General features: G+C 68.2%; 22 protein-coding genes. 16 read left to right on the top strand and 6 right to left on the bottom strand.

Annotated features, from left to right (window positions below; translation table 11 throughout):
• Positions 1–357: 357 nt before the first annotated feature.
• The 11 genes from eccA3 to eccE all read left to right on the top strand — a co-directional run bounded on the left by eccA3 (position 358) and on the right by eccE (position 15,110).
• The gene (gene eccA3, locus AC5Y7E_RS07490; protein WP_499948221.1) at positions 358–2,199 is read left to right on the top strand and encodes a type VII secretion system ESX-3 AAA family ATPase EccA3; all 1,842 of its coding nucleotides are present in this window, start codon (positions 358–360) and stop codon (positions 2,197–2,199) included.
• On the top strand, positions 2,196–3,803 hold the full coding sequence (eccB, locus tag AC5Y7E_RS07485; protein ID WP_499948220.1) for a type VII secretion protein EccB: 1,608 nt from the start codon (positions 2,196–2,198) through the stop codon (positions 3,801–3,803). Before eccA3 ends, eccB begins: the two co-directional genes overlap by 4 nt.
• A complete protein-coding gene (gene eccCa / locus AC5Y7E_RS07480; protein WP_499948219.1) occupies positions 3,800–7,768 on the top strand; it encodes a type VII secretion protein EccCa in 3,969 nt (1,322 codons plus the stop codon). The genes eccB and eccCa overlap by 4 nt, the downstream gene beginning before the upstream one ends.
• Before the next feature lie 39 nt (positions 7,769–7,807).
• Positions 7,808–8,116, top strand: coding sequence for a PE family protein (locus tag AC5Y7E_RS07475; protein ID WP_499917813.1), 309 nt, complete (start codon positions 7,808–7,810; stop codon positions 8,114–8,116).
• Positions 8,117–8,119: 3 nt separating this feature from the next.
• Complete coding sequence (locus tag AC5Y7E_RS07470) at positions 8,120–9,601, top strand: PPE family protein (RefSeq protein ID WP_499948217.1); 1,482 nt, start codon at positions 8,120–8,122, stop codon at positions 9,599–9,601.
• A gap of 63 nt (positions 9,602–9,664) precedes the next feature.
• Positions 9,665–9,958 carry a WXG100 family type VII secretion target gene (locus AC5Y7E_RS07465; RefSeq protein ID WP_066860115.1) on the top strand — a complete coding sequence of 98 codons (294 nt, stop codon included), beginning with the start codon at positions 9,665–9,667 and terminating at the stop codon, positions 9,956–9,958.
• A 32-nt stretch (positions 9,959–9,990) separates the two neighbouring features.
• Positions 9,991–10,281 carry a WXG100 family type VII secretion target gene (locus AC5Y7E_RS07460; RefSeq protein ID WP_067128585.1) on the top strand — a complete coding sequence of 97 codons (291 nt, stop codon included), beginning with the start codon at positions 9,991–9,993 and terminating at the stop codon, positions 10,279–10,281.
• Between the two features lie 20 nt (positions 10,282–10,301).
• A complete protein-coding gene (locus tag AC5Y7E_RS07455) occupies positions 10,302–11,264 on the top strand; it encodes an ESX secretion-associated protein EspG (protein ID WP_499948216.1) in 963 nt (320 codons plus the stop codon).
• The gene (gene eccD / locus AC5Y7E_RS07450) at positions 11,234–12,697 is read left to right on the top strand and encodes a type VII secretion integral membrane protein EccD (protein WP_499948215.1); all 1,464 of its coding nucleotides are present in this window, start codon (positions 11,234–11,236) and stop codon (positions 12,695–12,697) included. Before AC5Y7E_RS07455 ends, eccD begins: the two co-directional genes overlap by 31 nt.
• Positions 12,694–14,094: a type VII secretion-associated serine protease mycosin gene (gene mycP / locus AC5Y7E_RS07445; RefSeq protein WP_499948214.1), complete on the top strand. Its 1,401-nt coding sequence runs from the start codon at positions 12,694–12,696 to the stop codon at positions 14,092–14,094. The genes eccD and mycP overlap by 4 nt, the downstream gene beginning before the upstream one ends.
• Positions 14,091–15,110: a type VII secretion protein EccE gene (eccE, locus tag AC5Y7E_RS07440; protein ID WP_499948213.1), complete on the top strand. Its 1,020-nt coding sequence runs from the start codon at positions 14,091–14,093 to the stop codon at positions 15,108–15,110. Before mycP ends, eccE begins: the two co-directional genes overlap by 4 nt.
• On the opposite strand, the gene AC5Y7E_RS07435 is transcribed toward eccE, so the two are convergent.
• Complete coding sequence (locus AC5Y7E_RS07435; RefSeq protein WP_499948212.1) at positions 15,100–16,299, bottom strand: alpha/beta hydrolase family protein; 1,200 nt, start codon at positions 16,297–16,299, stop codon at positions 15,100–15,102. The genes eccE and AC5Y7E_RS07435 overlap by 11 nt on opposite strands.
• A gap of 165 nt (positions 16,300–16,464) precedes the next feature.
• Here AC5Y7E_RS07435 and AC5Y7E_RS07430 point away from each other — a divergent pair, with 165 nt between their 5' ends.
• The gene (locus AC5Y7E_RS07430; RefSeq protein WP_499948211.1) at positions 16,465–17,247 is read left to right on the top strand and encodes a trans-aconitate 2-methyltransferase; all 783 of its coding nucleotides are present in this window, start codon (positions 16,465–16,467) and stop codon (positions 17,245–17,247) included.
• On the opposite strand, the gene AC5Y7E_RS07425 is transcribed toward AC5Y7E_RS07430, so the two are convergent.
• Entirely contained in the window at positions 17,244–18,653 is a 1,410-nt protein-coding gene (locus AC5Y7E_RS07425; RefSeq protein ID WP_499948339.1) for a sulfatase family protein, read from the bottom strand. The genes AC5Y7E_RS07430 and AC5Y7E_RS07425 overlap by 4 nt on opposite strands.
• 72 nt (positions 18,654–18,725) lie before the next feature.
• Positions 18,726–19,394: a 5,6-dimethylbenzimidazole synthase gene (bluB, locus tag AC5Y7E_RS07420; RefSeq protein WP_499948210.1), complete on the bottom strand. Its 669-nt coding sequence runs from the start codon at positions 19,392–19,394 to the stop codon at positions 18,726–18,728.
• A 76-nt stretch (positions 19,395–19,470) separates the two neighbouring features.
• On the opposite strand from bluB, the gene AC5Y7E_RS07415 reads away from it, so the two are divergent.
• Positions 19,471–19,752, top strand: coding sequence for a hypothetical protein (locus tag AC5Y7E_RS07415; RefSeq protein ID WP_499917822.1), 282 nt, complete (start codon positions 19,471–19,473; stop codon positions 19,750–19,752).
• Here AC5Y7E_RS07415 and AC5Y7E_RS07410 read toward each other — a convergent pair.
• Entirely contained in the window at positions 19,736–20,218 is a 483-nt protein-coding gene (locus AC5Y7E_RS07410) for a hypothetical protein (RefSeq protein WP_499948209.1), read from the bottom strand. The genes AC5Y7E_RS07415 and AC5Y7E_RS07410 overlap by 17 nt on opposite strands.
• Before the next feature lie 135 nt (positions 20,219–20,353).
• Here AC5Y7E_RS07410 and AC5Y7E_RS07405 point away from each other — a divergent pair, with 135 nt between their 5' ends.
• Positions 20,354–21,031: a phosphatase PAP2 family protein gene (locus AC5Y7E_RS07405; protein ID WP_499948208.1), complete on the top strand. Its 678-nt coding sequence runs from the start codon at positions 20,354–20,356 to the stop codon at positions 21,029–21,031.
• A 99-nt stretch (positions 21,032–21,130) separates the two neighbouring features.
• The gene (locus AC5Y7E_RS07400; protein ID WP_499948207.1) at positions 21,131–21,790 is read left to right on the top strand and encodes a L,D-transpeptidase family protein; all 660 of its coding nucleotides are present in this window, start codon (positions 21,131–21,133) and stop codon (positions 21,788–21,790) included.
• Positions 21,791–21,794: 4 nt separating this feature from the next.
• Here the strand turns inward: AC5Y7E_RS07400 and AC5Y7E_RS07395 are convergent, their stop codons facing one another.
• Positions 21,795–22,271 carry a nuclear transport factor 2 family protein gene (locus tag AC5Y7E_RS07395; protein ID WP_369829315.1) on the bottom strand — a complete coding sequence of 159 codons (477 nt, stop codon included), beginning with the start codon at positions 22,269–22,271 and terminating at the stop codon, positions 21,795–21,797.
• Positions 22,272–22,377: 106 nt separating this feature from the next.
• On the bottom strand, positions 22,378–23,022 hold the full coding sequence (locus AC5Y7E_RS07390) for a TetR/AcrR family transcriptional regulator (RefSeq protein WP_499948206.1): 645 nt from the start codon (positions 23,020–23,022) through the stop codon (positions 22,378–22,380).
• A gap of 38 nt (positions 23,023–23,060) precedes the next feature.
• Between AC5Y7E_RS07390 and AC5Y7E_RS07385 the strand changes: the two genes are divergently transcribed.
• Positions 23,061–24,290, top strand: a complete 1,230-nt coding sequence (locus AC5Y7E_RS07385) for a hypothetical protein (protein ID WP_499948205.1) — start codon at positions 23,061–23,063, stop codon at positions 24,288–24,290.
• The last annotated feature ends 3 nt before the right edge of the window (positions 24,291–24,293 follow it).

Below are 24,293 nucleotides of genomic sequence, written 5' to 3'. Positions count from 1 at the left end.
GTGGCGGTAGCCGAGTTCACCCGATCGTCAAGGAGTCGTTGTCATGACCGCGCCGGTGCGGACGGTGTCGTCCCTGATCCGCTCGGCGGTAACGGGTGGCCCCGAGGCTCGCACGCCGAGTTGATAATGAAAATGATTTTCATTAAGGTAGGGCCTTGCTGTGAGAGCGCCCGACGTGTGGCTGTGAGTATGCCGAAAATGCGGAGAACTCAGGGTCAAAGCAACCTCAACAGCGGTAAAACAAGGACAGTGCAGTGGTGAGCCGGACAGACCCAAGCGTCTCGACAGTTAGCTTATGCAATGCTAACTTCAGGCGGGTTAGGTTAGGGGAGACTACATACATGAAAAGACGCGGCCGTGGAGCGCGGTGACACCGGCATGCTCACAGCTCAGCCTGTCAATTCGCGGGTTGACGAGGACGTCGTCAGCCGGTTCGCCACGTGCTGTCGCGCGCTGGGCATCGTCGTATACCAGCGTCAGCGCCCCGCCGATCTGGCCGCCGCGCGCTCCGGCTTCACCGCGCTGACCCGCGTCGCCCACGACCAGTGCGACGCGTGGGCGGGCCTGGCGGCCGCCGGCGATGTGTCCCTGCGGGTGCTCGAGGCGGTCTCGCGCAACGTTGCGACCGCGGGCACGCTGCAGCGCCAGGTCGATCTGGCGCCCGGCTCGCTGGGCTTCCGCTACGACACCGGACTGTATTTGCAGTTTCGCGCCATCGCGCCCGACGACTTCCACCTCGCCTACGCGGCCGCGCTGGCAACGGCCGGACGATTTGCTGAAGCCCACGAAATCGTCGCCGGCCTGACTGCCGGCCGCCCGAACTGGCGTGAGGCCCGCTGGGTGTCCGTCGTCATCAACTACCGGGCCGAGCGCTGGTCGGACGTCGTCAAGCTGCTGACCCCGATCGTCAACGACGCGGATCTGGACGAGGCGTACGCGCACGCCGCCAAGATCGCCCTGGGCACCGCGCTGGCCCGGCTCGGCATGTTCGCCCCGTCGCTGTCCTATCTGGAGGAGCCCGAGGGCCCCGTCGCGGTGGCCGCCGTCGACGGCGCGCTGGCCAAGGCGCTGGTGCTGCGCGCGCACGTGGACGAGGACTCGGCGAGCGAGGTCCTGCAGGACCTGTACGCCGCCCATCCCGAAAACGAGCAAGTCGAACAGGCTTTGACCGACACCAGTTTCGGGATCGTGACCACCACGGCGGCCCGGATCGAGGCCCGTACCGATCCGTGGGACCCCGAAACCGAGCCCAGCGCCGAGGATTTCGTCGACCCCGCCGCGCATGAACGCAAAGCCGTGCTGCTGCACGAGGCGGAGCGCCAACTCGCCGAATTCATCGGGCTCGACGAGGTCAAGAACCAGGTATCGCGGCTGAAGAGTTCGGTCGCCATGGAACTGGTCCGCAAGCAGCGTGGCCTCGCGGTCGCGCAGCGCGCCCACCACCTGGTGTTCGCCGGTCCGCCCGGGACCGGTAAGACCACCATCGCCCGCGTGGTTGCCAAGATCTATTGCGGCCTGGGGCTTTTGAAGCGGGAAAACATCCGCGAGGTGCACCGCGCCGACCTCATCGGCCAGCACATCGGTGAGACCGAGGCCAAGACGAACGCGATCATCGACAGCGCGCTTGACGGCGTGCTGTTCCTCGACGAGGCTTACGCACTTGTCGCCACGGGCGCCAAGAACGACTTCGGGTTGGTGGCCATCGACACGCTGCTGGCGCGGATGGAGAACGACCGCGACCGGCTGGTGGTCATCATCGCGGGGTACCGGGCCGACCTGGATAAGTTCCTGGATACCAACGAGGGTTTGCGTTCTCGATTCACCCGCAACATCGACTTCCCTTCCTACGCACCGTCGGAGCTGGTCGAGATCGCCAACACCATGGCCGAGCAGCGCGACAGCATCTTCGAACAATCCGCCCTGCAACACATGGAGGCGTTGTTCAGCAAGCTGGCATCCGAGTCGACTCCGGACGCGAACGGAATCTCGCGGCGCAACCTGGACATCGCCGGCAACGGTCGATTCGTCCGAAACATCGTCGAGCGCTCCGAGGAAGAACGCGAGTTCCGGCTCGACCATTCGGAACACGCCGGCACCGGCGAATTCAGTGACGAGGAGTTGATGACGATCACCGACGACGACGTCGAACGGTCGGTAGAGCCGCTGCTGCGCGGCCTGGGACTGTCGGTGCCGGCATGAGCAACGAGTCCGACGAGCGCCGTTCGTTCACCTCTCGCACGCCGGTCAACGACAACCCCGACCAGGTCGAGTATCGCCGCGGTTTCGTCACGCGCCACCAGGTCACCGGCTGGCGGTTCGTGATGCGCCGAATCGCCTCCGGTATCGCCCTGCACGACACCAGGATGCTGGTCGACCCGCTGCGCACGCAGTCGCGCGCGGTGGCCATGGGGGCGGTCCTTCTCATCACCGGCTTGGCGGGTTGCTTCGTGTTCTCCCTGATCCGGCCGAGCGGCACGGTGGGCACCAACGCCATACTGGCCGACCGATCGACGGCCGCTCTGTACGTCCGCGTCGGCGAGGACCTGCATCCGGTGCTCAACTTGACCTCCGCCCGGCTGATCACCGGCCACGCGGTCGATCCCACCATGGTGAAAAGCAGTGAACTGGACCGCTTTCCGCGCGGCAACCTGATCGGCATCCCGGGGGCGCCGGAACGCATGGTGCAAAACCCCTCGCACGACGCGAACTGGACGGTGTGCGACTCGGTCAGCGAGCCGGCCCAGGGTGGGCATGCAGCCCACAGCACCGGCGTCACGGTGATCGCGGGCCGGCCGGACAGCAGCGGTGCGCGCGCGGCGACGCTCCCGTCGCGGCAGGCGATCCTCGTGGACAGGGACGGCGGCACCTGGTTGTTGTGGGATGGCAGGCGTTCGCAGATCAACCTGACCGACCACGCCATCACGAACGCACTCGGCTTGGGGCAGAACAACTCCGAGGTGCCCGCGCCGCGGCCCATCGCGCTGGGCCTGTTCAACGCGATACCCGAGGGGCCGCCGCTGACCGCGCCGGTCATCCCGAACGCCGGCGCCCCGGCGCCGTTCAGCGTGCCCGCGCCGATCGGCGCTGTGGTGGTCTCCTACGCCCTGGACCAGAGTTCTTCGGGCGCACCGCGCTACTACGCGGTCATGCCCGACGGTTTACAGCAGATCTCGCCGGTGCTCGCCGCGATCCTGCGCAACACCAATTCCTATGGGCTGGACCAGCCGCCGCGGCTGGGTGCCGACGCGGTGGCCAAGCTCCCGGTGTCGCGGATGGTGGACACCGCACGGTACCCCGATCAGCAGATCAGCGTCGTCGATGCGGCCAAATCCCCTGTCAGCTGCGCCTATTGGAGCAAGCCGGCCGGGGCCGCGACCAGCTCGCTGAACCTGATGTCGGGCTCCGCACTGCCGATCGCCGAATCGATCCGCACCGTCGACCTGGTGAGCGGCGGCGCGCCGACAACCGCCACCCGGGTCGCCCTGGCGCCCGGCACCGGCTACTTCACCCAGACCGTCGGCGGCGGCCCGGACTCACCGGGCACCGGCTCATTGTTCTGGGTCTCCGACACCGGCGTCCGCTACGGCATCGACAACGAGGCCGAGCATTCGGCCGCCGGGCACGGCAAAACGGTTGAGGCGCTGGGCCTTAACGGGTCGCCGGTCCCCGCGCCGTGGTCGGTGCTGTCGCTGTTCGCCAATGGTCCGACACTTTCGCGCGCCGACGCGCTGCTGGCACATGACGGGCTGACGCCCGATCAAAGGCCCGGCCGCGTGGCCTCTGCCGAGGGAGCCACCCGATGAGCCGACTGATCTTCGAAGCGCGCCGCCGGCTGGCGCCGCCGGTGACCCGCAAGGGCACCATCGCCATCGAGGCGCCGCCCGAGCTGCCCCGGGTGATTCCGCCGTCGTTCCTGCGGCGGGCGATGCCCTATGTGCTGGTGATCCTGATCGTCGGCATGGTCGTCGCCCTGTTCGCCACCGGGATGCGGCTGATCTCGCCGCAGACGTTGTTCTTCCCGTTCGTGCTGTTGCTCGCCGCGACCGCGATGTATCGCGGCAACGACAACAAGACGCGTACCGAGGAGGTCGACGCGGAACGCGCCGACTACCTGCGCTACCTCTCGGTGGTGCGGGACAACATCCGCACCCAGGCCACCGCGCAGCGCGCCGCCGCGCAGTGGTCCCACCCGGAGCCGACCGCGTTGGCGGCGGTGCCGGGATCCCGCCGCCAATGGGAGCGTGATCCGCACGATCCCGACTTCCTGGTGCTGCGGGCCGGCCGCCATCACGTGCCGCTGGCCACCGCCTTGCGGGTCAACGACACCGCGGACGAAATCGACCTGGAGCCCGTGTCGCACAGCGCATTACGCAGCCTGCTCGACACCCATCGCACCGTGCGCGACGTGCCGACCGGAATCGACCTGGCCAAGGTTTCCCGGATCACCCTGGTCGGCGCGGAAGACCAGGCGCGCGCGGCGCTGCGCGCCTGGATCGCCCAGGCGGTGACCTGGCATGACCCGACCGTGCTCGGGGCCGCGCTGGTCACCCCGAACCTGGAGGACCCGGACTGGTCGTGGCTGAAGTGGTTGCCGCACATCGACATTCCCGGTCAGCTCGACGGGGTCGGACCGGCCCGCTTCATGTTCACCAACGTTGACGACTTGGTGGCGAGCCTCGGTTCGGCCCTCCTCGACCGTCCGGCCTTCACCGGCGAGGCCGCCGCCGCGCTCCGCCATCTGCTGATCGTCGTCGACGACCCCGACTACGACCTGAACGCGTCGACGCTCGCGCTGGGCCGGGCCGGTGTCACCGTCGTGCACCGCAGCGCAACGGCGCCGAACCGTGACCAGTATTCGGATCCGGAGAAGCCGATCCTGCGCGTCGCAAGCGGCGCCATCGAGCGCTGGCAGACGGGCGGTTGGCAGCCCTACATCGACAATGCCGACGAATTGGGTGCCGACGAGGCCGCACACCTGGCGCGCCAGTTGTCGCGCTGGGACTCCAATCCCACCCACACCGGGCTGCGCTCGGCGGCCACCCGCGGTGCCACGTTCACCACGATGCTGGGCATCTCGGACGCGTCCCAGCTCGACGTGCCCACGCTGTGGGCGCCGCGCCGGCGCGAGGACGAGTTGCGCGTTCCGATCGGGGTCACCGCGACCGGTGAGCCGTTGATGTTCGACCTCAAGGACGAAGCCGAGGGCGGGATGGGGCCGCACGGGCTGATGATCGGTATGACCGGGTCGGGCAAGTCCCAGACCCTGATGTCGATCCTGTTGTCGCTGTTGACGACTCATTCGGCGGATCGGTTGATCGTCATCTATGCCGACTTCAAGGGTGAGGCCGGGGCCGACAGCTTCCGTAACTTCCCGCAAGTCGTCGCCGTCATCTCCAACATGGCCGAGAAGAAGTCGCTTGCCGACCGGTTCGCCGACACGCTGCGCGGCGAGGTGGCCCGCCGGGAGACGTTGTTGCGTGAGGCCGGCCGTCAGGTGCAGGGCAGCGCGTTCAACTCGGTGGTGGAGTACGAGGCCGCGATCGCTGCCGGACACGACCTGCCGCCGATCCCGACGCTGTTCGTGGTCGCCGACGAGTTCACGCTGATGCTGGCCGACCACCCGGAATACGCGGAGCTGTTCGATTACGTTGCGCGTAAAGGCCGCTCGTTCCGCATCCACATCCTGTTCGCGTCGCAGACGCTGGACGTCGGCAAGATCAAGGACATCGACAAGAACACCTCCTACCGCATCGGTTTGAAGGTGGCCAGTCCCAGCGTTTCTCGCCAGATCATCGGTGTCGAGGACGCCTACCACATCGAGTCCGGCAAGGAGCACAAGGGCGTGGGCTTCTTGGTGCCCGCCCCGGGTGCGACGCCGATCAAGTTCCGCAGCACCTACGTGGACGGCATCTACGACCCGCCGGTCAAGGCCAAATCCTTTGTGGTGCCGTCTATCCCGGAGCCGAAGCTGTTTACGGCCGGGCGAGTCGAACCGGATCAGGACACCGTGATCACCGCCCCGGAGGAAGACGAGTTGACCGGGCCGCCGCGCAAGCTGATTGCCACCATCGGCGATCAGCTGGCGGGTTACGGCCCGCGGGCGCCGCAGCTGTGGCTGCCGCCGCTGGACGAGCCGATCCCGTTGACCGCCATGCTGGCCCGCGCCGGCGTGCCGCCCCGGCAGTGGCAGTGGCCGCTCGGCGAGATCGACAAGCCGTTCGAGATGCGCCGCGACCCGCTGGTGTTCGACGCCGCCTCGTCGGCCGGGAACATGGTCATCCACGGTGGCCCGAAATCGGGCAAGTCGACCGCGCTGCAGACGTTCATCCTTTCCGCGGCCAACCTGCACTCGCCGCGCGAAGTCACGTTCTACTGCTTGGATTACGGCGGCGGCAAGCTGCGGGCGCTCGAAGATTTGGCGCACGTGGGCAGCGTGGCCTCGGCGCTGGAACCCGAACGTATCCGGCGCACCTTCGGCGAGCTCGAGCAGCTGCTGCTGGCCCGGCAGCGGCGAGAGGCGTTCCGGGATTCCCGCGGTGGCGTCCCCGACGACGGGTTCGGCGAGGTGTTCCTGGTCATCGACAACCTCTACGCCTTCGGTCGGGACAACACCGACCAGTTCAACACCCGAAACCCATTGCTGGCCAGGGTCAGTGAGCTGGTCAACATCGGCCTCGCCTACGGCATCCACGTCGTCGTCACCACGCCCAGCTGGCTGGAGGTGCCGCTGGCCATGCGCGACGGCCTCGGACTGCGGCTCGAGCTCAAGCTGCACGACCCGCGGGACAGCAACGTGCGGGTGGTCGGCGCCCTGCGTCGGCCCGCCGAGGCGGTGCCGCACGATCAGCCTGGCCGCGGATTGACCATGGCCGCAGAACATTTCCTGTTCGCCGCTCCCGAACTGGAACAGGTGGCCGAGCTCAATGCGCGCTACTCGGGCCTGACGGCGCCGCCGGTGCGGTTGCTGCCGACCAACCTCGCGCCGGAGTCTGTCGGGTCGTTGTATCGGGGGCCGGAGCAGGTCGTCATCGGCCAGCGCGAAGAAGATCTCGCGCCGGTGGTGCTCAACTTCGCCGAGAACCCGCTGCTGATGGTGTTCGGCGACAGCAAGTCCGGGAAGACCACGCTGCTGCGCCATCTCATTCGCACCGTGCGCGAGCACTCCACGCCCGATCAGGTGGCCTTCACGGTGCTGGATCGTCGGCTGCACCTCGTCGACGAGCCGCTGTTCGCCGACAACGAGTACACCGCCAACATCGACCGGATCACCCCGGCGATGCTGGGCCTGGCCAACATCATCGAATCGCGGCGGCCGCCGGCCGGCCTGCCGCCTTCAGAGCTGGCCCACTGGCGCTACGCCGGCCACACCCACTATCTGATCATCGACGACGTCGACCAGATACCCGATTCGCCGGCGATGAGCGGTCCCTACGTCGGGCAGCGGCCCTGGACGCCGCTGATCGGATTGCTTTCGCAGGCGGCCGATCTGGGGCTACGGGTGATCGTCACCGCACGTGCCACCGGTTCGGGGCACGCCTTGATGACCAACCCGCTGCTGCGCCGGTTCAACGACCTGCAGGCGACCACGTTGATGCTGGCGGGCAATCCGCAGGACAGCGGCAAGATCCGCGGTCAGCGATTCGGCCGGCTGCCCGCCGGGCGGGCGATCCTGTTGGGCGACAGCGATGCTCCGACATACGTGCAGCTGGTCAACCCGTTGGTCGGGGAGTCCGTGATCGAGGGCGCCAACGAAGGATTCGCACACTGATGTTTACGCAAGTCCAGAAGGACTAGGGAAGGAGTAACCATGACCCTGCGAGTGGTTCCCGAAGGTCTGGCCGCGACCAGCGCCGCGGTGGAGGCCCTGACGGCACGGCTGGCGGCCGCGCACGCGGCGGCGGCTCCGGCGATTACGGCGGTGGTGCCGCCGGCGGTCGACCCGGTGTCGCTGCAGACGGCCGTCGGATTCAGCGCTCAGGGCCAGGAGCATTCGGCCATGGCGGCCCAGGGCGTCGAAGAGCTCGGCCGGGCCGGCGTCGGCGTCGGTGAAGCGGGCGCAAGCTACCTCGCGGGCGACACCGCGGCCGCTGCGACGTTCGGAATCGCGGGCGTCTGACCAATGACCGCCCCCATCGCGCCCATCTGGATGGCGTCGCCACCCGAGGTGCATTCGGCGTTGCTCAGCGCCGGTCCGGGGCCGGGGCCGCTGTTGGCGGCCGCCGGCGCGTGGACCTCGCTGAGCGCCCAATACGCCTCGGCGGCGGCCGAACTCAGTGGGCTGTTGGGGGAGGCGCAGGCCGGCGCCTGGGAGGGGCCGAGCGCCGAGCAATATGTGGCGGCCCACCTGCCGTACCTGGCGTGGCTGCAGCAGGCCAGCGCCGACAGCGCCGGTGCGGCCGCGCAGCAAGAGGTCGCGGCGACGGCGTATACCGCCGCCTTGGCGGCCATGCCGACGCTGGCCGAACTGGCCGCCAATCACACCGTGCACGGGGTGCTGGTGGCAACGAATTTCTTTGGCATCAACACGATTCCGATCGCGGTCAACGAGGCCGACTACGCACGGATGTGGGTGCAGGCGGCCACCACCATGGGCACCTACCAGGCCGTGTCGGGCTCGGCCCTGGCCGCGACGCCGCGCACGACGGCGGCGCCGCCGATCGTGAATCCCGGCGGCCAGACGAACAGTCTCGCGGCCAACGCCGCGCAGAACGGCCCTGGGGACTGGTTGCAGAATTTCCTCCAGCAGCTGTCCAAGTTCCTGCAGGACTTTCTCCAGAACCTCCAGCAGATGTTGCAGAATCTGGCGCCGTTCCTGGCGGCCAACGGCCCACTGCTGTTCTTCATCGCATACGAGGCGTTCTTCATTCCGTTCGGTACCACGTTCTGGACCGTGCTGTTGACCGCGCCATTCTTCATCCCGCTGATCATCGGCATTGCCGCCTATTTCTATCTGAATCCCGAGGTCGCGCCGGACCTACCGGCTGTGGTCCCGGTCCCGGTCCCGGTTCCCGCGTCCCAAACGTCCTCGATGCCGCCGGTGGCCGCCATGGCCCCGCCGGCGCCGACGCCCGCTTCGGCTCCCGCGTCCGCGCCGGCTCCGGCAGCCTCCGGTGCGCCCGCCGCGCCGGCGCCGGCAGCCGCGGCGAGCAACATCGCCTACCTGGTGGCCATGGGCGGCGACCCCGACGCCGGCGTCGGACCCACGCTCGGGGGCCGCGGCGGGGCCAAGGCCCCGGCGGCCACCATCCCGGCGGCCGGCGCAGCGGCGGCCAGCCGGGCCGAGTCCCGGGCGCGGCGCCGTCGGCGGGCCGCGCTGCACGACCACGCGGACGAATACGCGGACATGGATTCCGATTTCGGTGTGCCGCCGAATTTCGGTGACGAGGAGCAGCTGGCCACCGCCGTCGCGTCCGCCCAGGGTGCTGGGGCGCTCGGGTTTGCCGGAACCACGCAGCGGCAGAAGGCCTTTCAGGCGGCCGGATTGACCAAGCTGGCAGAGGACGATTTCGGTGGCGGCCCGCGGATGCCGATGGTGCCCGGCACGTGGGAGCACGAATCCGGTAACGGGGCAAGCCCAACCGAGCCCGGGAAAGGGGGTTAAGGCAGTCAGCCAGATGAAGGCGAATTACCGAAACCCCAACGGAAGCAACAGAAAGGACTCAACATGAGTATGTTGGACGCTCACATTCCGCAGTTGGTAGCCGCTCAATCGGCCTTCAGCGCCAAGGCGGCGTTGCTGCGCAGCACGATCAGCCAGGCCGAGCAGGAAGCGATGTCGGCGCAGGCATTCCACCAGGGCGAATCCTCGGCCGCCTTCCAGGCCGCGCACGCGCGGTTCGTCGAGGTCGCCGCGCGGGTCAACACCCTGCTGGACATCGCCCAGGCCAACCTCGGAGACGCAGCCGGGACCTACGTGGCCGCGGATGCCGCCGCCGCGTCCGGCTACACCGCCTTCTGATCTCACCGCTAGCAACCGCGAAAGGACTTGTCATGTCGCAGATCATGTACAACTACCCGGCGATGTTGAACCACGCCGCCGACATGTCGGGCTACGCCGGCACCATGCAGGGGCTCGGTTCCGATATCGCCAGCGAGCAGGCCACGTTGTCGAACGCCTGGCAGGGTGACACCGGTATGACCTACCAGGTGTGGCAGGCCCAGTGGAACCAGGCGATGGAAAGCCTGGTGCGCGCCTACCAGTCAATGGCCAGCACCCACGAGGCGAACACCATGTCCATGCTGGCCCGCGACCAGGCCGAAGCCGCCAAATGGGGCGGTTAGGTCGTGACTGAACGAGCCTGATGGACTCGACGCCAAACGCCGTCGAGCTGACGGTCGATCACGCCTGGTTCATCGCGGAAACGATTGGGGCGGGGAGCTTTCCCTGGGTTTTGGCGATCACCTCGCCCTATCGTGATGCCGCGGAACGCAACGCGTTCCTCGACCGTCAGAAGGCTGAGCTCACCGAACTCGGTCTGGTCTCGGCGGCCGGGGTCGTCAACCCCGCGGTCGCCGAGTGGATCAAGGTGGTGTGCTTTCCGGAGCGGTGGCTGGACCTGCGTTACGTCGGCCCGGCCAAGGACACCGGTGCGGGCGACGGTGCCGAGTTACTGCGCGGCGTCGTCGCACAGCGCTCCGGTGCGCCCGGCAAGGCGTCGATCACGGTGGTCGCGTTGCGCAGCGCGCAGCTCATCACGTTCACCGTCATGGACATCGATGACCCGCGCGCGCTGGTCCCGGTGCTCACCGTCGGCCTCGCGCAGCGGCCGCCCGCTCGGTTCGACGAGTTCAGCATGCCGACGCGAGTGGGCGCCAGGGCGGACGAACGACTGCGTTCGGGTGCCCCACTCGCCGAAGTCCTTGACTACCTGGGCATTCCGCAATCGGCAAGAAAGGTGGTGGAGTCGGTGTTCAACGGGCCGCGCAGCTATGTCGAGATCGTCGCCGGCTGCCACCGCGACGGCCGGCACTCCACCAGCGAGGTGGGGATGAGCATTGTCGACGCACGCGAGGGGCGGGTACTGGTCAGTCCGTCCCTCGCCTTCGACGGCGAGTGGGTCTCGACCTTCGCGCCCGGAACGCCATTCGCGATCGCGGTCGCGATCGAACAACTGACCGCCCTATTGCCAGATGCCGGATGGTTCTCCGAACACCGGTTAGCCCGAGACTTCTCCCCTTCAACACTGTCCGTCGACATTCGTAATACGAAAGAAGAGAGCACGATGTTCCAGCAATGGCCACAACATGTTTCGAGGGTCCGGTGACGTCCGGAACCGTCATGCCGATCGTCCGCGTGGCAATATTGGCGGATAGCAGGTTGACGGAAATGGCCTTGCCCGCGGAGCTGCCGCTGCGCGAGATCCTGCCCGCCGTCCAGCGTTTGGTGGTTCCGGTCAGCGGCGGCCCGGAAGACGGCGCCGCATCGCGCGGTGCCGCCGAGGTCGGCGCGGCGACCCAGTTGAGCCTGGCCCCGATCGGTGGTGCGCCGTTCAGCCTGGACGCCAGCCTGGACACGGTCGGAGTCGTGGACGGCGACCTGCTGGCGCTGCAGGCGGTGCCGCTCGGTCCGGCCGCGCCCGGCATTGTCGAGGACATCGCCGACGCGGCCATGATCTTCTCGACCTCGCGGCTCAAGCCTTGGGGCACAACGCATATCCAGCGTGGCGCGTTGGCCGCTGCGATCGTGGTGGCCTTTCTGGCGACCGGGTTGTCCGTCGCCTACCGGGTGGCGACCGGTGCGCTGCTGGGACTGGTCGCGGTCAGCGCGGTCGCGGCGGTGACCGCGATCGTCGGGCTACTGGTCACCGCACGCTCGGCGCGCACCGGCATGGCGCTCTCGATCGCCGCACTAATTCCCATCGCCGCGGCACTCGCGCTGGCCGTACCGGGCAAATTCGGCGCCGCCCAACTGACCCTGGCCGCGGCCGGTGTCACCGCGTGGTCGCTGATCGCCTTGATGGCGCCCAGCGCCGAACGTGAACGCATCGCCGGTTTCTTCACCGCGACCGCGGTGCTGGGCGCCGGGGTGCTGCTGGCCGCCGGCGCCACACTGCTCTGGCACCTGCAACCGATCGCCATCGGCTGCGGGCTGATCGTGGCGGCGTTGCTGGTCACCATCGAGGCGCCCCAACTGTCCGCGCTGTGGGCACGCTTCCCGCTGCCGGTCATCCCGGCGCCCGGTGACCCGACCCCGTCGGCGCCGTCGCTGCGGGTGCTCGAGGACCTGCCGCGCCGGGTCCGGATCAGCGACGCGCATCAGAGCGGATTCATTGCCGCCGCAGTGCTACTCAGCGTCCTGGGTTCGGTGGCGATCGGGCTGCGGCCCGAGACGCTCAGCGGTGCGGGTTGGTACGTGGTAGCGGCCACCGCCGCGACGTCGGTGCTGCGCGCCCGGGTGTGGGACTCGGCCGCGTGCAAGGCGTGGCTGCTGGCTCAGCCCTTCCTGGCCGCCGGCGTGCTGCTGGTGCTCTACACCTCGACCGGACGCTATGCGGCCGCCCTCGGTGCGGTGCTGGTCCTGCTCGTACTCGTGTCGGTATGGATCGTGGTGGCGCTCAACCCAGGCATCGCTGCGCCGGAAAGCTACTCGCTGCCGGTGCGCCGGCTGGTCGGCTTCGTCGCGACCGGACTCGACGCGTCGCTGATCCCCGTGATGGCTTTCGTGGTCGGCCTGTTCGGCTTGGTGCTCAATCGATGATTCGGCCGGCATCAGCCTGCGTCGCAGCGGCATTGGCCTTGCTGCCGGCCGCCGCGACGTGGACGAGTCCGCCGGCATCCGCGATCAGCCCGCCGACGGTCGACCCCGGCGCCGCGCCGCCCAGCGGGGCGCCGGGCCCCGGACAGCCGATGGAACAACGCGGCCCCTGCGGCACGTCCGGCGTCGTTCCCGGCAGCGATCCCGGTGCCGTCACGCCAAGCCAGTCGATGCTGAATCTGCCTGCGGCTTGGCAATTCTCGCGCGGTGAGGGCCAACTGGTGGCGGTGCTCGACACCGGGGTGCGGCCGGGCCCGCGGCTGCCCAACGTGGATCCGGGCGGTGATTTCGTCGAGACCACCGACGGGCTGACCGACTGCGACGGACACGGAACGCTGGTGGCCGGCCTCGTCGCCGGCCAGCCCTCGGCCGACGACGGGTTCTCCGGCGTGGCACCCGCCGCGCGGGTGGTGGCCATCAGGACGACGTCGGCCAAATTCTCGCCGCGGACACCGGGTGGTGATCCGCTGCTGGCGCGGGTGTCGGCCGAGGTGTCGACGCTCGCCCGGGCGATCGTGCACGCGGCCGACCTCGGCGCCAAGGTGATCGACATCGGCTCGGCCACTTGCATGCCCGTGGACCGTCCCGTCGACCAGGCCGCCCTCGGCGCGGCCGTCCGTTACGCGGCGGTCGACAAGGACGCGGTGATCGTGGCCGGCGCGGGCAACAGCGGGGCGGGCGCCGGTGGCGCCACGTGTGAGTCCAATCCGCTGACCGACCTGAGCCGCCCCAACGATCCGCGCAATTGGGGCGGTGTCACGTCGGTGTCCATTCCCTCGTGGTGGCAGCCGTACGTGTTGTCGGTGGCATCGCTGACCCCGGATGGGCAGCCGTCGAAATTCACCGTGGCGGGGCCGTGGGTGGGTGTCGCCGCGCCTGGCGAACGCATCGTGTCGATCGGCAACGCCGACGGCGGCGGGCTGGCCAACGGCCTGCCCGACGGGCACCAGCAACTCGCCGCCGTGAGCGGAACCGATTACGCCGCCGGCTATGTGGCCGGTGTGGCGGCGCTGGTCCGCAGCAAGTATCCCGAGCTGAACGCCACCGCCGTGCAGCGTCGCATCACCGCAACCGCACATAACGGCGCCCGCGACCCGTCCAACGTCGTCGGCACCGGCAGTGTGGATCCGGTGGCGGCCCTGACCTGGCAACTGCCCGCCGGTAACCAGCCCGGCGCTGCGTCGGTGAAGCCGGTGACCGTGCCTCCGGCCCCGGCGCCCAAGGACACCAAACCGCGGACCGTAGCGGTGGCCGGTACCGCCGCGCTGGCCGTGCTGGTCGCGGTGGCGGGCGCAGTCACCGCCATCGCCGCACGCCGACGAAAGGACCCCACCCCGTGAACAAGCATCGGATACCGATCCCCGGGAGCGCTCGAATCACGCTGGCGCTGCTGGCCGTTGTGCCCGCCGTCATGGCGTACCCGTGGCGAACGCCGCGCGACTACTGGTTACTGGGCATCGCCGCCGTCGTCGTCATCGTGTTGTTCGGCTGGTGGCGCGGTCTGCACTTCACCACCATCCTCGGCCGCCGCCTGGCGATGATCGGACGCGGCAACGCCGTACCCGCGAGCACCTCCGACTCGGCGGCAACCGCCCTGATTCGTCTCGGCGCGCCCGAGGATGACTCGGAAGTGCTGCCGCTCCCGTTGATCGCGAGTTATCTCGACCGTTACGGCGTTCGGGCGGACAAGATCCGAATCACCAGTCGCGACAACGCCTCCGACGTGTCACGACGCGAGACGTGGATCGGACTGACCGTATCGGCGCCGGACAATCTGGCTGCGCTGCAAGCCCGCTCACCGCGGATCCCGCTGCACGAGACCGCACAGGTCGCGGCCCGCCGGCTGGCCGACCATTTGAGGGAGATCGGGTGGGAAGCTACTACCGTCGGGGCCGACGACGTCCCGCGGCTGCTGACTGCCAACCCCCGCGAGAGGTGGCGGGGAGTGCAGCGCGGTGCCTCGGATTACCTTGCCGCATACCGAGTTCGGGTGGATGACGCGCTCCCGCAGACCTTGGAAGCGATCCGGGCGTATTCCGCGCGCGAAACGTGCACCGCGCTGGAGCTCGCCGGTGACAAGGGTAGGCCCACCGTCGCGGTGGCCTGTGCGTTCCAGACGGAGTCCGCCCCGGATGGCAAAGCCCCGGTGGACGGGCTGGCCCCGCAACGCGGAAACCATCTGCCCGCGTTGACGGACCTGGACCTGCTGTCCGCGCGCCGGCTGGACGGACACGCGCCGGTGCCGGAGAACCTGCTGGCGGAGCTGCACTGGCCCACCCTGCTGGGCGGAGCCCATCGCGCCTCGCTCGGCCAAACCGGCGACGTCGCCGACACCGTCGAGGTGGTCAGAACATGACCTCCTGCAGGAACGTGGTCATCCGGCGCAGGTAATCCAGCTGGCTGACGTGCAGCACGTGGCTGCCCGGAAACCAGTGCAGCGCACATTGATCCCAGTGCCGCCATAGTTTGACGGCGTGGTCCGGCGGCGCCATCCGGTCGCCGAGTCCGGTGATGATCATCCGGCGGTCGCGGGGCACCAGCGGCCGGTAGTTCAGCGGGCAGTGGTACGCCAGCCCCGCCGTCAGGTCGTCGTGGCTGATGTCGGAGACGCGCAGGCCCAGCCGGACCAGCTTGTTGGCCGGGAACCACTCGTCGAACAACGTCGAAGGGGTGACGACGGGGCAGTTGGGGATCACCGCCTCGAGCCGATCGTCGGCCGACGCCACCAGCGCCGAGGTGTAACCGCCCAGCGAGATTCCGGTGAGCGCGATGCGCTCGACTCCCGTGCGGTGCAGATAGTCGATGAGCGACCGAAAGTCGTGCACGGCCTGCGCCATGGCCTCGGCGAAACCGCTGAGCCCGCCGGCGAAATAGCCGAAACCGCTGAAGGGCGAATACTTTTCGGCCCGCTTGCCGTGGAAGGGCAAGGTGTACATCAGCACGTCGTAGCCGGACTGGTAGTACCAGGGCAACGAAAAGAACCGCCCGTTGGCCAGATACGACGATCCCAGGAAGCCATGGATCACGCACAGGGTGGGACGCGGCCCGTCGTCGTGGCGCCAATGCTGCGCGCGCACGGTGTTGTTGGCCCGCCACGCGCCCCACCGGGCGCGCATGGCCGGGTTTATGGCGGTGAAACTGCTGGGGAACGCGATGTTGTCGACCGTGCCGCGCGCGATCCACTCCGCCAGCGGGCTGGCTCGCCGCGATACGACCCGGGGCACATCGGTGGGTGCCGGAAAGGACCGTGACGGATCCTTCGCCGCGCCCAACTCCGCATAGAAGTCGAGGTTGTGGCGCTCGGCAGCGGAATCGGATTGCCGCAGCGCGTTGGCCACCACGAACGGCGCCACCGTGGTGGAGAGCAGCGAGGCCACCCAGGTGCGCAGGGCCAGATCGCCGAGGGCCGATGCCTCGACTACCATTCGCTGGCGGGGCGACAACGCCGAGCGGGGGGGTAGTCCGCCGGCGCCGGCCGGCAGATCGGCGCCGGAAACGTCCGGAACGGGAACGGGCGGGTCGATCGGATCTGAGTCGGGCGCCACGAACGCCGATGGTAGCCGGACGAACGCGCCTTTCCTGGGCGTTTCGTTCGGTTTCGGTCGCCGCGGTGTTATCCCGGGACCAACCGGGCCGCGGCGGCGCACCATAGGAGTTATACGGTTTGCTATCGGCCGGCGAGCGGCGGCGCGAGGATCGGGAGGATCGACATGTGGGATCCGGACGTCTACCTGGCCTTCGCCGACCACCGCGCACGCCCCTTCTACGACCTGCTGTCGCGGGTGGGCGCCGAGCGGGCGCGCCGCGTCGTCGATCTCGGATGCGGCCCCGGCCACCTGACCAAGTATCTGGCGCGGCGTTGGCCCGATGCGGTGATCGAGGCGATGGACAGCTCACCGGAGATGGTTGCCGCGGCCAAGGAACGCGGCATCGACGCCGTCACCGGCGACCTGCGCGACTGGAAGCCCAAACCCGACACCGACGTGGTGGTCAGCAACGCGGCCCTGCACTGGGTGCCCGAGCATGCCGACCTGCTGTTGCGGTGGGCGGGGCAGCTGGCGCCCGGATCGTGGATCGGGGTGCAGATGCCGGGCAACTTCGAGTCGCCGTCCTACGCCGCGGTGCGAGCGCTGGCCCGCCGGGAGCCGTACGCTAAACTGCTGCGCGACATACCCTTTCGGGTGGGGGCGGTGGTTCAGCCGCCGGGGCACTATGCCAATCTGCTGCTCGACGCCGGATGCAAGGTCGACGTCTGGGAGACGACATACCTGCATCAGCTGACCGGCGAGCATCCGGTGCTGGAGTGGATCACCGGCACCGCGCTGGTTCCGGTGCGCGAGCGTCTCGACGACGACACGTGGGAGCAGTTCCGCGAGGAACTGATCCCGCTGCTGCAGGACGCCTACCGGCCGCGTTCCGACGGCGCGACGATCTTCCCGTTCCGGCGGGTGTTCGTCATCGCGGAAGTGGGCGGCTCGAGCCACGGCAACTAGCGCTGCGTGGGCTTACCCTCTTCGATGCCGCGGTCGGCGGCGATGCCGGAGCGGGGGGTCGGTTTCGAGCGATGGATCTGCAGATACGTTTCGGTGTAGCGCGCGGAGATGCGGGTGCCGGCGAATTCCGACGGAATGACGTCACCCGTGCGCTGGCGCCAATCATCCAGCAGCACAGCAAGGTTGGCCGCGACATCGGCCGCGTCGGTCCCGTCGTCGGCCAGCAGGTTGGTGGTCTCGGTGGGGTCGGTACGCAGATTGTAGAGTTCCCGCTCCGGCCGCGGCGCCGTGACGAGCGGCGCGACGGCCAGCCCGGACGGGCTTTCCTGAATGTCCAGCGGCAGATCCAGTAGCGGCCGGGGCACGTAGTTCTCGATGTAGCTGTAGTCCTTGGTGCGGATCGCGCGAATCGGATCGAACGAGTCGTGGTAGGTCTTCATGGTGTAGACGTGTTCGCGCACCGGCGCGGTTTGCGGACCCGGTTCCAGCAGGATGGACGCGTGCGAGACACCGTCGACGTCGGCCGGAGCGTCAATCCCCAACAGCCCCAGCAACGTCGGGACCAAGTCCACGGCGCTGAACAGCTCGTCGTAGACGCGCGGTTGGATCGCCCGGCCGGTCGGCGGGCGAATGATCAAGCCGATGCCGGTGCCGGCGTCATACAGCGTGGATTTCGCCCGCGGGAATGCGGGGCCGTGATCGGTGAAGAACACCACCCAGGTGGTGGCGTCCAAACCGGTGTCGGCCAGCGCGTCCAGCAGCAGCCCGACGGCGGCGTCGGCGGTGCTGATGGCCCCGTAGAAGTCGGCGAGGTCCCCGCGCACCTCGGGGGTGTCGGGCAGGTAATCGGGCGTATCCACCGTGGCGCTGTCGGCCGGTGTGTAGCGGTCGTGCGGATAGGGCCGGTGCGTCTCGAAGAAGCCGGCGGTCAACAAAAACGGCTGTCCGACAAGGCCTTCGGCGCTTTGCCGCAGCCACTCGCCGGCCTTGTCGGCCACGTAGTCGCAGTACGAGTTCGACACGTCGAACTCGTCGAAACCCAACCGCTTCGGGTAGGAGGTCTCGTGTTGCATGCCGAAAAGCGCCGAATACCAGCCCGATTCGGACAAAATCTGGGGCAGGGTCCGGATCCCGTCGCGGTATTCCCAGCCGTGGTGGGCCAGCCCGATGAGGCCGTTGTTGTGCGGGTAGCGACCGGTGAACAGCGATCCGCGCGACGGCGAACACAGCGGCGCGGTGGCGTGCGCCCGGGTGAACAGGATGCCCTCGGCGGCGAGGCGGTCGAGTCGCGGGCTCGACACGTCGGGGTGGCCGTAGGCACCGAGGTGGCGCCCCAGGTCGTGCCAGTGCACGATCAGCACGTTGTCCCGAGAGCCCGTATTTTGTTTTTGCCCGGCGTCGTCCAATGGCGTCACCTCTCACCTTGCCTTGCGACCGGCGACGTTACCGCAACTTCCCCGGGTGCTTTCTCTTCAGTATCAGGGCGTCGGCAACTGGCCCCATCGGTTCTCGCAGACGAACTCCCGCAACGGTCGCCCGACGGCCCACCCGTCCAGTTCCAGCGCCGGGCGATCGGGGAATTCGGGCACCGGCCCCAGACACAGGATGGCCACCGGTTCGGCGCCCGAGGGCATGCCCAGCAGTTCCGCCAGCCGTTGCGGATCGAACAGGGACACCCAGCCCATGCCGAGCCCCTCGGACCGGGCCGCCAGCCACAGGTTCTGGATCGCGCACGACACCGACGCCAGGTCCATCTGCGGTAGCGTTCGCCGGCCGAACACGTGCGCGTCGCGGCCGTCGCCGAGCGCCACCACGAACAACTCCGCGCATTCGAGGATGCCCTCCACCTTGAGCGCCAGGAACTCGTCGGATCGCTCGCCCAGCGCTTTGGCGGTGCGCGGGCGTTCCTCGTCGACCAGGGCGTGAATGCGCCGCCGCAGCGAGTGGTCGGTGATCCGGATGAAGCGCCACGGCTGCATCAGCCCGACGCTGGGCGCCGCGTGCGCGGCCTGCAGCAGGCGCGCCAGTACGGCTTCGTCCACCACCGCACCGGGCACGAATCGGCGCATGTCACGGCGCTCGTAGATGACGCGATAGACGGCCCGCCGCTCTTGCGGGCTGAATGCCTCACCGCTCACGCCTGCCATCGTAGGAAATCGGCGTTAGCGTTGAGCCTGCCCAGACCAAAGGACCTGGTGAACCCCGGGAAGGGAGCGGTGTGAAGTGAAGCCTTCCGATGTGCTCGATCAGCTGGCCGCCGATGGCGCGGGCCGCAATTACGGTGAGCCCTATCAGACCCCGGACGGCACCACCGTCATCGTGGCGACCAAGCCGCTGGGGGTGTTCGCCATCCGCGACGGGCAGGCCACCTGGACGCCGGCCGTGGACAACAGCCGGATCGCGCTGATCGGGGTGATCACCGGCCTGCTGGCCGCGGTGATCGGCACCCTCGCGGTGCTGCGGCAGCCGCCGTGGCCGCGCATCGCGATCAGGGACTATAGGTAACCCCGACCGCGCGGAACACGTATTCCGGCGGCATGTCGAACGCCAGCGACCGCCGGGGCAGGCCGGCCAGAACATCGTCGGGAATCGCCACCTTGTAGTGCAGCGACAGCTCGCCGGCGAACTTCTCGTCGACCCGGGAGACGTCGGCGTCGACCTGCAGCCCGGTCGGCGAGACCTCCACCCGCGCCGCTCCCGCCTGCGGCGCGTCCCAGCGCACGTTGACGGTCGGGCCCGCCAGCCGGGGCAGCATCGACAGCGTGGCCAGCGCTCGCTCCGAGGTGAAGACCAGTGAACCCGTGTAGCTGGCGACGCTGTGCGGCAACCGAACGCCGGGGATGGTGCCGCTGAATCGGCGGGTCACGGCCACGTAATCGGCGTGGTAGATGAGGCCTTCCGACTCGAGCTGGGCGTGCAGCTCGTCGGGCAGCTTGCCGATGCCGAACAACCTACGGACAAAGACGGCCATATCGACAGTATGACGCGCGAGCGCCGGCGAGGACGGGTCGCACGGTGACGCCGGGTGATCGCAAGCGCGGCGCTTGTCGCCGGGTGCAGCGGGTCGCCCGCATGTCATCGACGGGACTGCTGGTATCGGTTGGTTATGACTCGCCCCAGGACGCCGGTGGCCCTGTGCTTCGCGGTGCTGGCTGCCGCCGTGTACGCGACGATGTGGGCGGGCTACTGCCGGCACTGGACCTGGCTGTACCGGATGGATTGGTCGTTGCTGAACGCGGCCCGCGGTGTCGCGCTCAAACATCCGCAGTGGCTGCGGTTTTGGGAAGGCGTGTCCTATGCATTGGGTCCGGTCCCGATGTCGGTGCTGGGCATCGCGATGACGGTGACCGCCCTGGTGATGCGCAATCTGCGGGCGGCGCTGGTGCTGGCTTTCGCGTGCGGGCCGCTCAACGAGTTCGCGACCGCGGCGGCCAAGGCCCTGGTCAACCGGCCCCGCCCGGCGACCATGTTGGTCGCCGCGCCCTCCACCTCCTTTCCGTCCGGGCATGCGCTGGAGGCGATGGCCGCGCTGCTCGCCGTGCTGTGCTTTTTCTTTCCGATGCTCAACCGGACGATCCGCGGCATCGCGGTAGCGGTGGTGACGGTGTCGCTGCTGACGGTCGGCGTCTCGCGGGTGGCGCTGAACGTGCACTACCCGTCCGATGTGCTGGCCGGCTGGTCGCTGGGCTACCTGTATTTCCTGTTGTGTCTCTTGATTTTTCGGCCCTCGATCACGCTATCCGCCGGCCCGCGGCGGGCAACCGAAACCACCGCCACGCGCTAACTGCGCTGTGCCGGCGGCTATTTGGTCACGACGCGGTGACCTAAACGGAGCTAAAGCTTTACTTGACCCCGAAGATGTTCCCGTTCGACGATGGAGTGCATGCACCGACTGCTCGCTTCGCTGTGCGCCGCGGCGTGCGTGATCCTGGCGTCGGTGGGGCTGGCCCCGACCGGTGCGGCCGCGGGTGCTCCCTGGTTCGCGAACGCGGTCGGCAATGCGACCCAGGTGGTTTCGGTGGTGAGCACCGGCGGTTCCAACGCGAACATGGAGATCTTCCAGCGCACCGGCACCGGCTGGCAGTCGCTGCGATCCGGCATCCCCACCCACGTCGGTTCGGCGGGAATGGCCCCTCAGGCCAAGAGTGGCGTGCCGGCCACCCCGATGGGCGTGTACAGCCTCGACTCCGCGTTCGGCACCGCGCCGAACCCCGGCACCGGGTTGCCCTACACCCAGGTTTCCGGGCCGAACTACTGGTGGAGCGGCGACGACCACAGTCCAACGTTCAACTCCATGCAGGTCTGCCAGAAGGCGCAATGCCCGTTCAACACCGGTGACAGCGAGAACCTGCAGATCCCGCAGTACAAACACGCCGTCGTGATGGGCGTCAACAAGAACAAGGCCCCGGGTGGCGGAGCCGCGTTCTTCTTCCACACCACCGACGGAAAACCCACCGAGGGCTGCGTGGCGGTGGACGACGCTCAGCTGGTGTCGATCATGAAATGGCTGCGGCCCGGCGCGGTCATCGCCATCACCAAGTAGCTTCTCAGTCCGAGGCGATGGCGCGTCCGGGTTTGAGAGTGAAGTTCAGGCCCTCCAAAGACATTGTGGCGTCATAGGTTCGGTCGTAGCCGGTGCCGCTGATCTTCCAGCCCGCCTCGGTACGGCGGTAGGTGTCGCGGTAGAACGCGGCCCCGATCAACATGAAGTTGAAGTCGGCGACCATGACGCGGTCCTGCAGATACCAACTGCCCGTTGCGGTGTCGCCGTCGACGGTGATGTCGGGGTGGGTCACCCGGTGTTCGGTGATGACGTTCGCGGGCAGCGAGGTACGCATGTACTCCACCAGGTCGGCCCGGTTGGTGAAGTGCAGCTCGTTGCCGATCGACGGCCCGTAGTCGGCCTTGATGTCCTCGGCCAGGGTGTCGGTGAAGTCGTCCCAGTGCTTGGTGTCCAGCGCACGCAGATACCGGTATTTGACTTGCTTGATCGCTTCGATATCGGCGAGATCGTCGAGGGTCATCCCGTCATTGCAGCACACGGGAAATGCGAAGCCTGAGCCGGTCGGACGGGGTGGGCCGCCGAGACTTAAACCAGTGCGACTTCGCGCGGCGTGTCGCGTGCGTGGTTTACGTGTCGCGGTGTCCCGGGCCCTCGGAGAGGTGGCGGGTGACCATGTCGACGAGGGCGCGCCGTTCCAGGCTCCAATCGATCGCGGTGCCGGTGACCATCTGTGCCAGCACCACACCGCGCAGCGTGGCCCAGATGACCTCGGCCACACCGGCATGCGCCGGATCGGTGGTGATCAGTCGCCCCAGCTGGCCGACAGCGGCGTTCATGTCGAGCAGGTGGCGCCGCGACGACGGGTCCGGACCGCCGCGGGTCTCGCGCAGGATTTCGAAGGCGGCCATCGACGTCGGGCTGCTGTAACAGCTCCACGCGGTGTCGACGACGACCTCGATGCGCCTTCGCAGGGGCAGCTCACTGACATCGGCCGACGACAGGCTGTCGACCAGCCGGGTCACCCCGTCGTCCACCACTGCCATCAGCAGGCCGTTGCGATCCCCGAAGTGGTACTGGATGACCCCCCACGTCACGCCTGCGCGTTCGGCCACGTGCTTGGCCGTGGCGGCAGAGAATCCCTCCTCGACGATGCAGCGCACCGTCTCATCGATGATCTTCGCCCGAGTGTCATCGCCGCGCTTGCGTGGCGCGGTGGTGCGCCGGGTCGGGCCGACCGGGCGTTCCGGCTTCTGGCCAGCGACGATGGACATTATTGACTTTATAACATAGTCGAGTCTATTTTTGGGGCGTGAGCAGCCCCTCGCGATACGCGCGATTGTCCCGCGACGAGCTCGTCGTCTTGGTTCCCGAACTGCTACTGATCGGGCAGCTGATCGACCGATCCGGGATGGCCTGGTGCATCTCCTCGTTCGGGCGCGACGAGATGGTCCAGATCGCCATCGAGGAGTGGGCGGGATCCAGCCCGATCTACACCCGGCGCATGCAGAAAGCCCTGAACTACGAGGGCGACGACGTGGTGACCATCTTCAAGGGCCTACAACTCGACATCGGTGCGCCACCGCAATTCATGGATTTCCGGTACACGGTCCACGACCGCTGGCACGGCGAATTCCACCTCGACCACTGCGGCGCACTGCTCGACGTCGAGCCGATGGGCGAGCAGTACGTGTTCGGCATGTGCCACACCATCGAGGACCCCACCTTCGACGCCACCGCGATCGCCACCAACCCGCGCGCCCAGGTGCGTCCCATCCATCGCCCGCCCCGGACGCCGGCGGACCGGCATCCGCACTGCGCGTGGACCGTCATCATCGACGAGTCCCATCCCGAAGCGCAAAGCATCCCGGCGCTCGACATCGTCAGCCGAACACGCGCTGCGACATGGGAACTCGACGCCATCGACTCCTCGGACGATGGGCAGGCGGATTACTCCGGGCCGTTGCTGTCCGACTTCGACTTCGCCGCCTTCTCGCATTCGGCGCTGGTCCGGATGGCCGACGAAGTATGCCTGCAGATGCACCTGCTGTACTTGTCGTTCGCGATCGCGGTGCGGGCGCGTGCCGCGAACGACGACGAAGCGGTCGGCGTGTGCACCCGCGGCCTGACCGGCATCGCGGGTGTGGCCGCCGAGCGCATTCACCGCGCACTGAAACTTCCGGGCGGCACCGAAGGTGCCCTGCGCGTCCTCGAGCTGCACCCGCTGCTGAACCCTGCTGACTACGTTGTCGCCGAGACGGATTCGAGCCGCCTGCACGTCCACCCGTCGCCGGCGCATGATGACCGATCCTGGATCTCGCTGTGCTCGCCGGAGTCGGTGCAGCCGCTCCAGGCGGTCGCCACCGCGGTGGATCCGCACATCGCGGTTCGAGTTAGCGGATCGGCCACCGACTGGACGGCCGAACTGGTCGAAACCGACACTCCCACCGAGGAACTACCAGAGGTTTCCGTCGTCAGAGTCAGTGGGGGATCGACCTTCCAGTTCGAGCCGAGGCGTTCGCTGCCGCTGACGGTCTTGTAACGA

It is taken from the genome of Mycobacterium sp. NGS17 (genome assembly GCF_059813205.1).
Note: the sequence above shows the minus strand (reverse complement) of the source record. Positions and strands in the feature narration are given on the sequence as shown.

Bases quoted from the DNA above. Each gene is read 5' to 3' on its own strand.
- AC5Y7E_RS07405 (WP_499948208.1), top strand. From the start codon at position 20,354: ATGACTCGCCCCAGGACGCCGGTGGCCCTGTGCTTCGCGGTGCTGGCT.
- eccD (WP_499948215.1), top strand. From the start codon at position 11,234: ATGGCCACAACATGTTTCGAGGGTCCGGTGACGTCCGGAACCGTCATG.
- mycP (WP_499948214.1), top strand. From the start codon at position 12,694: ATGATTCGGCCGGCATCAGCCTGCGTCGCAGCGGCATTGGCCTTGCTG.
- AC5Y7E_RS07395 (WP_369829315.1), bottom strand. From the start codon at position 22,271: ATGACCCTCGACGATCTCGCCGATATCGAAGCGATCAAGCAAGTCAAA.
- AC5Y7E_RS07470 (WP_499948217.1), top strand. From the start codon at position 8,120: ATGACCGCCCCCATCGCGCCCATCTGGATGGCGTCGCCACCCGAGGTG.
- bluB (WP_499948210.1), bottom strand. From the start codon at position 19,394: ATGGCAGGCGTGAGCGGTGAGGCATTCAGCCCGCAAGAGCGGCGGGCC.
- AC5Y7E_RS07460 (WP_067128585.1), top strand. From the start codon at position 9,991: ATGTCGCAGATCATGTACAACTACCCGGCGATGTTGAACCACGCCGCC.
- eccCa (WP_499948219.1), top strand. From the start codon at position 3,800: ATGAGCCGACTGATCTTCGAAGCGCGCCGCCGGCTGGCGCCGCCGGTG.
- AC5Y7E_RS07455 (WP_499948216.1), top strand. From the start codon at position 10,302: ATGGACTCGACGCCAAACGCCGTCGAGCTGACGGTCGATCACGCCTGG.
- AC5Y7E_RS07465 (WP_066860115.1), top strand. From the start codon at position 9,665: ATGAGTATGTTGGACGCTCACATTCCGCAGTTGGTAGCCGCTCAATCG.
- AC5Y7E_RS07410 (WP_499948209.1), bottom strand. From the start codon at position 20,218: ATGGCCGTCTTTGTCCGTAGGTTGTTCGGCATCGGCAAGCTGCCCGAC.
- eccB (WP_499948220.1), top strand. From the start codon at position 2,196: ATGAGCAACGAGTCCGACGAGCGCCGTTCGTTCACCTCTCGCACGCCG.
- AC5Y7E_RS07475 (WP_499917813.1), top strand. From the start codon at position 7,808: ATGACCCTGCGAGTGGTTCCCGAAGGTCTGGCCGCGACCAGCGCCGCG.
- AC5Y7E_RS07430 (WP_499948211.1), top strand. From the start codon at position 16,465: ATGTGGGATCCGGACGTCTACCTGGCCTTCGCCGACCACCGCGCACGC.
- AC5Y7E_RS07390 (WP_499948206.1), bottom strand. From the start codon at position 23,022: ATGTCCATCGTCGCTGGCCAGAAGCCGGAACGCCCGGTCGGCCCGACC.
- AC5Y7E_RS07400 (WP_499948207.1), top strand. From the start codon at position 21,131: ATGCACCGACTGCTCGCTTCGCTGTGCGCCGCGGCGTGCGTGATCCTG.